We start from the raw sequence: 11,822 nt of genomic DNA, 5'->3' as shown, positions 1-11,822 counted from the left end.
ACGGTTGGTACTAAGATAAAACTTAGCTAGCTCAATTAAAAAAAAGGTCTGGAAGAATTCTTCCAGACCTTTTTTTGTCCAATTACATTAGAAATATAGACTCCAATCAAACTTAATCCATTTTACGGACAAAGAATGATACGATTAGCACTAAAATCACTGCACCAACAATTGACGGAATGATTGCCATTCCTGCCAAACTTGGTCCCCAGCTTCCTAGTAACCATTGTCCCAATGCGGAACCAACTAACCCTGCAGCAATGTTAGCAATAATGCCCATTGAAGAACCTTTCTTCGTAATTGCACCTGCCACAGCTCCGATGATACCACCAATAATTAATGACCAAATAAAGCCCATGTCACTCACTCCTTTTTAATTTTTACAAATTTTAAATGATATTATTATTCCACACGAGGTTCAGTGTTTTCTTTCACACGTTGTGTACCTTTATCAACTGCTTTTTTCGCTTTAGATGTTTGTTTTGAAGCAAACTCGCCTGTTGATTTTGCTGCATCTGTTACTTTATCTTGAACTGTTTCGCTTTCTTTTGCGTATTCTTCACGTGTTTTGATATCAACGACATTCACATTGACTTCAATCACGTCTAAGTGAGTCATATTCTTCACTTCACGTCCAATTAGTTCTTTCATTTGTTTGTAAATTTCTTCGATGTCTTTGCCATATTCAACAACAACATCCATATCAACTGCTACTTGTTTTTTACCCACTTCAGTGTCGATTCCTGCTGTTACGTTGTCTGTATTGACTAATTTTTCAGCAATATTTGAGAAAAATCCACCATCGACAGTTAGCAATCCATCAACATCTTCTAAAGCAATTCCGATAATCTTTTGGATTACTTTGTCTTCAAAAGTTAGTTCACCATTCATTTGATCAGTTCCTTTGTTGTTTGGTTGTTTTACAGGTTTAAATTCGTTGTTTTCCATTCTCTATTCCTCCTAAAATTTAAAATAATCATCTAAAAGATGTGTTTCTTTAAGATAAAGACCAATTGCGACACCAATTGCAGTTAGAATCAAAATGAGTAAGGTTTTGAAAAATCCTACCGTTAACCACAAAATCGCTAAAATTAGCCCAAGACCCCCAAAGATAATAGGGAGCTTGTATGTTGAAAAGAATTGATTCATTTTTTGCCCTCCTACTCTACTCGAGAGTGCTTGTTTTCTTTTGTTGTTTTTTGAAATTGCTGATAAGCGACTGTCACTTGAACAGGTTCATTTACTCCCAACAAACGTTTGACTTCTGCTTCGATTTCTTTCATCAACTGATCCGTTTGGCCAATTAAAGAAGAAGTTCGTTTCAGCTCACCCTTAACTTTGATCTTGATTCGATTTTTTGTTGCGCGAACCACAATTCTAGGGGAATGAATAAATTCTTCTGCCCGTAATTTCGTTCGAACTAATCCCTCAATCGCTTTTTTATCTACAGCTAATGTTCCATGTTCACGCTTCAAGACAAAAGTCGTCTTGGTTTTTGGATAAAAAAGGATGAATAGAATAAGTATGGCAATAAGAATACTAAATACCACGGCTACCCAAAAGATATATTGTTGAAAATAAAAGTTAGTTGCAACAAAATATCGGATTTCTTCTAAAAACCTTGGTAACTGATACACTGAATAGAGCAATGCAGCCGTTAATGAGACCGAAAGGATGACCAAACTTCCAATGATTCCAATCACTTTAACCCCTTTATTCATTTTCCACCTCCTAAAACTTTTTAAACAACGGCAATTTGCCAATCATTTATTAGATAAGATAGATCAATTAAGAGAGTAAAAAAACAAAAACATGACAATTCACTCATAATTGAAGCGCTGTTTTGTTATACTTTTCTAATCTATCTTAATTCCAGACTATTACTTTCTGTTTTTTTTTGCAACAATTATGCTTATTAAAAAAAACAAATAGTCAAACAAAAATAAACCGTCCATTTATAAATGGACGGTTTATTGAAAGGTTTTTCTCTTACTTTTCTTAGTGACCTTTATAACTTAAATAATAGAAACCTGAAACAAATATGCCTCCGCCTACAATGTTTCCTAAGTAGACTAGTATGAAATTCCTAAAAAATTCTGTCCAACTTAATGAACCCTCGAAAATAGCTGCAGGAATAACAAATGCATTTGCCACACTATGCTGAAAACCAATCGCAACAAAAATCATTACGGGAAACCAAATACCTAAAATTTTCCCAGCAGCATCTTTCGCACCATAACACAACCATAAAGCTAGTCCAACAAACCAGTTACAACCAATTCCAGAAATAACTGCTTGTACCCAAGAAACGTTTACTTTGTGTTCGGCTAACGAAAGTACCTGGTTTAAATACACGCCACTATGAGTCAAACCTAAAACATGACCAAACGCAAATGCGACAAACAAGGCTCCCACTAGGTTGGCTAATGTGATTGTTAACCAATTGATAACAAGTTCTTTAAAAGAAACTTTCTTCGCCATCCAAGCTGTACTCACAGCCATCATGTTTCCTGTAATCAATTCTCCACCGGCTAATAAAATCACGATTAAGCCGATTGGGAAAACAGATGCGCCAACTAATGCCTGAACGCTAGCCAAGTCTGCAGGGATTGAAGCTGATACTCGAATATATGCTAGATAACCTAAAGAAATCATCGCGCCTCCAATGAAACCCAGAATACATTTGGCTACCCAAGTCTTTTCAATTTTTTTTTGACCATTCTCTATACTGATTGCTAAAATTTCACTTGGTGAATACACAAAAACCTCTCCTTTAATTTTTCTTTTCCTTTTACTACTTTACAGTTAAATCAACCGTTTTCAATACTTTTGTACATTTTTTCACTAATTCCTCATTTCCGTGAAATTCTCTTCATTATGAAACAAAAAAAGGTAGCTATGATCTAAAATCGTAGCCACCTTTTTCATATTATTTTATAGATTTGAATCTTAACCTCAGTGTTGAAGAAGATTGCGATACTTCCGTTTGTTGATTCACAGAACCATTAAATGAAAGTTGCTTGATTTCTCTTGAACCGAGCGTTAACAAAGATTGAATTTGATTAAAACCTTGTTCATTTTCATATAACGTAACGGACTGATTGCCAGAAGTTATATTTAATAATAGGTTTTTCCCTTCCAGTTTTTGATCTGGTGTAAATTGATCGACCAATACTTCAACTGGTGTCGTCGAATTATTCTCCATTTTATAAACTGGAGAAATAATTTTTTTATCCTCTGAACCAAAATTCATTTTAGTTGGAATAGTTATATCTATCTCTGATGCATCCACTTCAGTAACTAAACTACCTGGTACATCGACCGTTGCTTCAGGGATTTCTTGTTCAACTGTACTCTCATTGGTTGCTTTACCAGTTACTTTCACTACTGGATTTTGATTTAGTGCTTGATCGGTCACTTTAACCATTAATTGATGAGTAAAAGTTTCACCCGCTGCTAATTCAGTTAAAGGAATTGTTTGCTCTGAACGCGTGACAGCTTCTAGTCCTTCCGGTAACTCAACAGATAAGTTTCCAGTCTTCAATATGCCGATAGGACTATCATTTGTTAGCGTATATGAATAAAGCAACTCATCACCAACTTTGGTTTCTTCTTCTGTCCTAGACAGATTTGTAACTGACAAGTTCGTTTTTAAGGTCAAGTTTGGTGCTTTGACCAAAAACGATACTGGATATTGATATTCAAAAGTACCACCGCTTTTTAGTGTTTCTGAGACAGTAATAATCGATGTGCTTCCGCCTACTTTTGATGTATCTGGATACATTGAGAATTTTTTGACTTGAATATTATTGTAGTTTTTGGTTGAAAGAAACTCACTTACTCGTTTATCTAGCTCTTCCTCTGATGTTCCCTGTTCAATTTCTTGGATTTCTGGAGTCAAACGATTGATATGCAACAGTGAGTAACCAGTTGGTGTTAATTCATAAAATGCGTCATCGTAACCTTCTGACTCTTTAACAAGCATTTCATTTCGGCTAACGTAAGTTTCTGATCCCTGTAAAGACAAGTTTGGATCATCTCTCTTATAAGCTGAAACAACTAAAACATCACCATAGGAGTAGCTTTGTTTCGTTATCAAACTATTCCAAGTTTCCGCTAACTGCTCGGGTTTCTGATAAACTGTATCTGTCTTAAGCAAAGTTAGTAGATTTACCAATGAATGGCGGTAAATACTAATAAATGAACGTAGACTCAATTTTTCTTTTGGTGTTCCAGGCGTTGCAGCCAATTTAGGTTTTCCACCCTCATTCAACAAGCTCAACGCCACACTAGAATCAGTTCCCATCACAATACTGTTACCATAAAGCACTTTGTAGTCAATGGTTACATCCACTGATTTGCTGAAAGTTGGACTTGTCACACGCACCACGGCTTGGTGTGTTCCTACCGTTGAAGCGCTAATCGGCTCACCGACCCACTCAAAAGTTAATTTACCTTCATCTTCTGGGGTAGAAGTAACTGTGACATATTCCTTTGCCTCATTTGACAATGTTGTACCTAAAGGAATATCCACTATTTGTTTTGCAGAAACATTTAAATCATTCAAAACATTGAAAGTGACTTGATATTCATAAGTATGTGTTTGACCGTCAATTGTTTCTTCTACCAATACTTTTCCTTGCGCCGTTCCAGCTTTGGAACGATCTGGATATTGCGAGATTTTAGAAACTTTCAAATCATTACCATCTAACCCTAGAAAATCAATCATATCTCCTTTTTTCTGATCTAGCTCTGCATCCGTCGTACTAGTGAGAATCGTCATTTCGTTCGCTTTCAATTGATTCAAACGATAAGGAACGAAACCATTTGCAGTTACTGCGAAGTACGTAATCCCTTCATTTTGGGTTGAATATTTGATCGCTTCTTCATCTTTAAAATAAGAGTTACGCCATTGTTCTTTGTGCCAAATTTTGACAACATCACCTAATTGAACAGATTGTTCGCCACTCATCCCAAAATTTTCTACAACTTCTTTGGCTGTATCAGTACCATTTGTTTCTTTATAGTACGTACTGCTGAGCTGTTCAATGTTTCCTGTTCCTCTTAACAAAGTAATTGAATGATAAGGAGTATCACCAAAAAAGCCATGAACTCCACTAGAAGAATAATTTTTGTCTTGACCGTAGTTTGCACGAATAGAATATGAACCACCAATATTTTTTAAAGTATATGCGCCACTTGTACCACTATTATAACCTCGAAGCTGAATGGTATTTCCCCACGACATTTTCACCGGCACAGAAAGGTCGATCGATTGGTTGTTACTTTTTCGTGTCAATCTCACTTCAATCTTTTTGGTAACCGTCATATTATCAAAGCTTGGAGTCGAAATAATCTCTACAGTATAACCAGAAGGATTGATTACCGTGCCATCTTCGAGACGTACATTCTTCACCATATCAATTGCTTTTAATTCATTTGCTTTTGTTCCCAAGGAAATGGTTTGTTCCACCACGTCTGCTTGTGGCTGACGGTCATCTTCTACTTGAAATGGCACCTCATATTCATAAGTATATGTGTGACCGTCAATTGTTTCTTCTACTAACACTTTTCCTTTTGCCGTCCCTGCTTTGGATCGATCTGGATATTGCGAGATTTTAGAAACTTTCAAATTATTACCACTTAACCCTAGAAAATCGATCATATCCTCTTTTTTCTGGTCCAACTCTTCGTTAATGGTACTCATATTAATCGTCATTTCGTTCGCTTTCAATTGATTCAAACGATAAGGAACAAAACCATCAGCAGTTACCGCAAAGTAAACTACTTTATTGTTTTCAGCAAAATACTTACTTTCTTTTTCATCTTTAAAGTAAGAATTTCGACTTTGTTCTTCATGCCAAATTTCAACAACATCGCCCAGTTGAACGGATTGCTGGCTATTTGTACCAAACTGACTGATTATATCAGGTGTAGTGAAACTTCCATTGAATTCTTGGCTATACGTTTGCGTCAATTGATTGATCAGTCCAGTTCCTCTTAATAACCTGATTGAATAGTACGTATCTGGAAAATATGCGTGTATCCCTGAAGTATAATAGTTTCTATCTTGTCCATAAGTAGCACGCAAATAATAACCGTTCGCTACTTTATGTAGCGTGAATGCTCCGGCAGATCCGTCACCGATACCTCGAAGCTGGATCGTATTTCCCCAAGCCATTTTGACTGGCACTTGTAAATACGTCACCACACCATTCGACTTGCGGGTAATTTTCACACTAATTTTGTCGGTGACCTTCATATTATCGAAGCTAGGAACTGAGGTAATCTCTACCGTGTAACCAGAAGGATTGATTGCCGTGCCATCTTCGAGACGTACATTGGTAATCATCTTCGAGACGTCCGGTATTTCTCCTGACCATGTTCCAAGCTCGATCGTTTGTTCCACCACATCTGCCCAGATTTGCCGATCATCTGTAACTTTGAAAGGCACCTCGTATTCATAAGTATATGTGTGACCGTCAATTGTTTCTTCTACTTGGACTTTTCCTTTTACCGTCCCTGCTTTGGAACGATCTGGATACTCAGTGATCTTAGAAACTTTCAACCCGTTTCCACTCATCCCAAGAAAGTCAATCAAATCACCTGCTTGTTTATCTAGCTCTGCATTGGTGGTTTTGGTCGTGATTGTTGTTTCTTTTGGTTTCAATTGATTCAAACGATAGGGAACAAAACCATTTGCAGTTACGGCAAAGTACGTAATCCCTTCATTTTGGGTTGAATATTGGCTTGCTTTTTCATCTTTAAAATAAGAGTTACGCCATTGTTCTTTGTGCCAAATTTTGACAACATCGCCTAATTGAACAGATTGTTCGCCACTCGTCCCAAAATTCTCTACAACTTCTTTGGCTGTATCAGTACCATTTGTTTCTTTATAGTACGTACTGCTGAGCTTTTCAATGTTTCCTGTTCCTCTTAACAAAGTAATTGAATGATAAGGAGTATCACCGAAATAGTTATGAACTCCATTAGGAGAATAATTCTTATCTTGACCGTAATTCGCGCGAATGGAATATGAACCACCAACATTTTTTAAGGTGTATGCACCCGCTGTTTTATCCTCTACTCCGCGAAGCTGGATCGTGTTCCCCCAAGACATTTTGACCGGCACGCTTACAGTACTTACTATACCTGTCGCCTTACGTGTTAATGTCACTACAATCTTTTCAGTAATAGCCATATTATCAAATGTAGGTCTCGATGAAATCTGTGCTGTGTACTCAGAAGCGCTAAGGGCTGTTCCGTCTTCTAAACGCACGTTTGTAATCAGCTTGGAAACATCCGGGACTTCACTTAAGAACTTTCCAGCTCCAAGTTCTATCGTTTGCTCAACGGGATCTGCCCAAATCTGACGCTCATCTTTGAAATCAGCAGAAGCCGAGTCTAAGGGAATATTCTTCATAGGGAGCGCCCAAAAAATAGCAGTCCCATCAGCAATAGTTATTGTACGTCCCTCAGCATCGTGACGCGTGCTAATTGTTACAGAACCATCCGTAAAATCTCCTACTTTCACTCGCTTCATTCGGTAACTTATCGTTGTCCCTGTTGAACCCGTTTTTTCTAATTGAACATAGGTAGAAAAGTTACCGGATAAATCCACTTGAAACTGAGATAGATCAGCGTAATAGTCTCCATAAAACTGGACAGTAGCTGCGTATCCAACCAAAGTGTTCACTTTACTTGCAATTGTAAAATTGACAGTATCATTCACATTTTTCCCTAGCTTACTATAATTAGATTTCAATGAGTCGGCGAGGTTACTTGCGATTTTCTGAACCGATGCCTTTCGCCACTCATCATACAACCCAGAATATTTACTAGGCATATCTGAACTTTCAAGGTTACAAGTTAGTCCCCCCAAACCTACTGATACATTACCTTTAGTTAGATAGTCAACTTTATTCCAAACATATTCTCCAGTAAAGTAATTCCTTGCATACTCATCTGCTTGCATATCTCCATAGTAAACCGCGCTTATACTAGGGATAGTAACATTTGAACCCGGTTTCGTTCGCTGTATATCAATGATAAAATGATTGACCTTTTTACCATCTACTGTTTCAAGGTAGACTCCTCCCTTGAAGACGATGCCATCACCACCAAGAAAGCTCATACTTTGAAAATATACATTTGTTTTATATTTCCATTTATAAAGTTGGTCACTACTAGTTAGTGAGGTTTCAGGTGCACTGTCAACAGGAAGTGTAAAATCCAATTTTGATGAAGCTCCTGTATAATTTCCAAGTTTTGGTGCTGATGCCAATCTAGATGTTAGTTGCTTTGTCCAATAACTAGCCGCTTTTGCATAAGCCTGTTTGGCACCAGGGTTATCATCAACATTTCCTGCCTGTGGTTGGATACTCGTTTTCGATGTCTGTGACGCTTCCTCTTTTGTTGAACTTTCAGTCACCGTTTTCTCAGTGGATATTTGTGTTTTTGATGAACCTTCATTTTCTTCTTGTTGGGAACTAGTTTGTGTTTGAATTTGACTTGTTTCGGTCGTTTCTTCAGATTGTATTTGATTCACACTCGTTTCAGTTGACGCCGTCTTTTCTTGTTTTTCAGTTGATTTAAGCGTTTCACTTTCTTCTTGTGCCCATACAACCTGATTACTAATACTCACTAAATGAGTACTTTCTGAAAATAGCAATGTTACTAACATCAGCCAAATGATCATCTTTTGTCTATTTTTCATTCTTGTTTCATCCTTTTTTGTTCAGCCCTTCTCCACCGTCCTTCATACATATCAATGCCTCCCTTATTAGCTAACATATAGCACACCATCAATTGTCGATTGATTGATTTCCTTTTCCTCATCATAGATCGTATAAACAATCGTTACTTCATGACTGCCCTCTGAAAGATCTTTTGCTAGCTTGGCTTCCATCAATTGGCGATTTGCAGGTATCAGTCCAGATTTATAAACCTGTTCATTTCCTTCTTTCAGTAAATATGCCACTTGGATGCTGTAAGCATTCGTCGGTTTGTTTTTCACCGCGATTTGAGCAACATTCGTTTCTTTTGAAACTGCGATCTCATGTTTCAAGTTGATATTAAAATTGTCTTTGTCGACTTCTGTTTGCATGAACTTTAGCATTTCTTCATCTGTCATTTTTTCTAAATTTTGTTCAACGTCTGGCAATCCGCTGATAACTTTCGGCGTTTCTCTGAAAAAGTAAAATGAAAAGAAAGAGCCTAATGCAACAAGCAGCAAGAGTAATAGAATCAATAATCGTCTTTTTTTCTTCTTATTTTCTTTTTGTTCCACCATTTTTTGATAACCCCCTATGTTAAAACCCAGAAAAGGAGAAAGATTATTCAATCTCCCTCCTTTACTTCAAAGCTCTTTATTTGCTTATTTTATTGCTGTAAAGTGTAGAGACATGTCATATGTAGGTCTCAATGCTGCCGCCGCGTCTCCCGTTGGAAATGTACTTTGATCAATGTTTCCTGTGAATGCAAAGTTTTTTGTTGATGTTTTAGGAACAGTTACCAGCTTTGTTGTTGTATTAAGCATTTGGCCTGCTTTTGTTTGTAAAGTAACTGCTGCTTCGCCTGTTGCTACAACTGATAAATCTTGTTTTATGTCAACGGCATTTTTTGAGCTAAATTTTTCAACAGAAACTTTTACATCATTTGATGTTGAGTTATTTGTTAACTTATATGTTGGTGAAATAATTGTTGATGTAGGTTTCCCAGCATCATCTACACTATTAGCGTATAAAACGGTCGTCGGAATTGTGATATCGATGACTGTTGGATCTTCTGGATCAGTTGGTTCTGGAGATTCTGGATTTGATGAATCCCATGCACCAATCCAACCATTAACAGCTACATTTCCAGAGTCTTGACCTTTGATCGTTTGTCCGCCAGCTTCATTTGGATCTGTTTCTCCTGCTTCCCATGCACTTGCCGTAATTGGAGCCAAAACAACCCCACCTAAAATTAATGTACTAACTAGTAATTTTTTTACCATTTTTGTATCTCCCTTTTTTTATTTTTTTAATAAAACTATTTTCCAAATGAATACTTCCAAGCCAAATTCAGATAAGGTAAAACACTTTACTTCTAGTCTTACCTACACGAGGGTTACCTAAATTTGCTTATGCAAGCATCATAAAAAATAGCATTATTTTCAAACATAACGTTTGGTTCCAAAGAAATTTGTCTTTTTTGCGTAGTACGCCTCGGAACACAAATTATATTAGCAAACGAACATAGCTAAATTCCATTCAAATTTTACCTAGACGTAGGAATACAATTCGTTGGAAAAATTTTTACTTGGTTTTACGTCATCTTTTGTTTTTAAAGCTAAACATACTGATTTATCGCTCGTTTTTCTAATAAAAAACTATTTTTTCTAATAAAAAACACATGTTATAAATATGTATTTTTAAAACGACTGATTCTAAAAACAGTAACGTCACTGTATAAAAAATTAAATGCTATGTGTTTGCGTTTTCACTACGCAATATTAAAATAACTTAAAAAATACAAAATGTCAATAAAAACTCTTTTAATATCTATTATTTTACTATATTAAAATAATAGATATTAGTTAAAAACAAAAAATATATTTACTAAAAAATAAAAAATGTGTTTGAAAAACAACTTTAAATAAAACAACTACAGACTCCGCGATAAAATGAAATTAAGATTAAAAAATCACACGTTGTCGCTAATAAAAACATAAAAAACAATTATTTGATTTTTAAATAGTGTTTTTTTATCATTTGTTTTGCGAGGATAGCTCTTAATTAGCAAAACAGCAAAAACGGAAGAATCTATTCCTTTTAGTTAAGGATTTTTCTTTTGAGTTCCTTAGGTAAAAGTGCTACGCTACTCACAAGGAGATGGTTCAATGTCTGAAAAAAAAATCACGCTCATGATGGATCAATTAAGTTCTGCTTATTCAGATGAAGAAGTTGCCAAGATGCCAAAAATCAAAGAAATGATTTTTAATGCTGCACAAGAATTAGAAAGAACGGAAAATACGAAACTAGTAGCTACAAAGCTTTGCCACGCAATCACGCTTAGCTGCCTTGAAAATAAGCAACAACTTCCAGAAGCAGTTCTCAAACTATATTATCAACTAAAACATGATGCAGAAATTTATCAAGGTACTGCAGTTGCCGCCATGCTACTTCCGCTCTGGTTTTAACCAAAACAAAACAGTCTGAGATAAAATTATCTCAGACTGTTTTCATAATTTACTTTCAACGGATCGAAATTTTACTGATCCGTTTTTTTATTTTTACGATACCAGAACGTAAGTAAGACAAGCGCAATCGTACCAACTCCCGCCCATGCAATCAAGGGTTTAGACGCATCATTCGTTTTAGGAAGTTTTTTTTCGGACTCTTTAAAACTGTCATTTGTTGAATCAGACGAATGACTCGTGTTAACTACCAACCGAGTTCCTTTTTCGACCGAACTATTTGTATCAGAAACTCCCTTGTTGCTACTTGAGAATGACGAAGTGTTACTTCTATCTGTCGTGTTAGTACTTGTTGTATCTGTGGTATTGCTTGAGTCTGTCGTGCTAGTACTTGTTGTATCTGTGGTACTACTTGCGTCTGTCGTGCTAGTACTTGTTGTATCTGTAGTACTGCTTGAATCTGTCGCGCTCGTGCTTGTTGTATCTGTGGTACTACTTGAATCTGTGCTATTTCTTGTTGTATCTGATGTACTACTTGAGTCTGTCGTGTTAGTACTTGTTGTATCTGTGGTATTGCTTGAGTCTGTCGTGCTCGTACTTGTTGTATCTGTAGTACTACTTGCGTCTGTCGTGCTAGTACTTG

At 36.4% G+C, this 11,822-nt stretch carries 10 protein-coding genes; 1 reads left to right on the top strand and 9 read right to left on the bottom strand.

Annotation, left to right across the window (positions count from 1 at the left end):
• Window positions 1–112 precede the first annotated feature (112 nt).
• The 8 genes from DOK81_RS11090 to DOK81_RS11055 all read right to left on the bottom strand — a co-directional run bounded on the left by DOK81_RS11090 (window position 113) and on the right by DOK81_RS11055 (window position 9,997).
• Window positions 113–358: a GlsB/YeaQ/YmgE family stress response membrane protein gene (locus DOK81_RS11090; protein ID WP_206910879.1), complete on the bottom strand. Its 246-nt coding sequence runs from the start codon at window positions 356–358 to the stop codon at window positions 113–115.
• 44 nt (window positions 359–402) lie between these two features.
• Window positions 403–948, bottom strand: coding sequence for an Asp23/Gls24 family envelope stress response protein (locus DOK81_RS11085; protein WP_206910877.1), 546 nt, complete (start codon window positions 946–948; stop codon window positions 403–405).
• A 12-nt stretch (window positions 949–960) separates the two neighbouring features.
• Window positions 961–1,149: a DUF2273 domain-containing protein gene (locus DOK81_RS11080; protein WP_206899173.1), complete on the bottom strand. Its 189-nt coding sequence runs from the start codon at window positions 1,147–1,149 to the stop codon at window positions 961–963.
• A gap of 11 nt (window positions 1,150–1,160) precedes the next feature.
• On the bottom strand, window positions 1,161–1,721 hold the full coding sequence (amaP, locus tag DOK81_RS11075) for an alkaline shock response membrane anchor protein AmaP (RefSeq protein WP_206910875.1): 561 nt from the start codon (window positions 1,719–1,721) through the stop codon (window positions 1,161–1,163).
• 277 nt (window positions 1,722–1,998) lie between these two features.
• Window positions 1,999–2,760, bottom strand: a complete 762-nt coding sequence (locus tag DOK81_RS11070; protein WP_206910873.1) for a formate/nitrite transporter family protein — start codon at window positions 2,758–2,760, stop codon at window positions 1,999–2,001.
• Between the two features lie 169 nt (window positions 2,761–2,929).
• Window positions 2,930–8,716, bottom strand: a complete 5,787-nt coding sequence (locus DOK81_RS11065; RefSeq protein WP_206910871.1) for a hypothetical protein — start codon at window positions 8,714–8,716, stop codon at window positions 2,930–2,932.
• Window positions 8,717–8,782: 66 nt separating this feature from the next.
• Entirely contained in the window at window positions 8,783–9,292 is a 510-nt protein-coding gene (locus DOK81_RS11060) for a hypothetical protein (protein ID WP_206910866.1), read from the bottom strand.
• A gap of 84 nt (window positions 9,293–9,376) precedes the next feature.
• Window positions 9,377–9,997: a hypothetical protein gene (locus tag DOK81_RS11055; protein ID WP_206910863.1), complete on the bottom strand. Its 621-nt coding sequence runs from the start codon at window positions 9,995–9,997 to the stop codon at window positions 9,377–9,379.
• An 885-nt stretch (window positions 9,998–10,882) separates the two neighbouring features.
• Between DOK81_RS11055 and DOK81_RS11050 the strand changes: the two genes are divergently transcribed.
• The gene (locus DOK81_RS11050) at window positions 10,883–11,182 is read left to right on the top strand and encodes a bacteriocin immunity protein (protein ID WP_206910860.1); all 300 of its coding nucleotides are present in this window, start codon (window positions 10,883–10,885) and stop codon (window positions 11,180–11,182) included.
• Between the two features lie 71 nt (window positions 11,183–11,253).
• Here DOK81_RS11050 and DOK81_RS11045 read toward each other — a convergent pair.
• Window positions 11,254–11,822: LPXTG cell wall anchor domain-containing protein (locus DOK81_RS11045; protein WP_206910858.1), on the bottom strand; the 569-nt coding region annotated here is incomplete at its 5' end.

This window comes from Enterococcus sp. DIV0660C (genome assembly GCF_017316125.1).
Lineage (GTDB): Bacteria > Bacillota > Bacilli > Lactobacillales > Enterococcaceae > Enterococcus_B.
The sequence above is the reverse complement of the archived record's forward strand: the minus strand, read 5'-3'. Positions and strand labels throughout refer to the sequence as shown.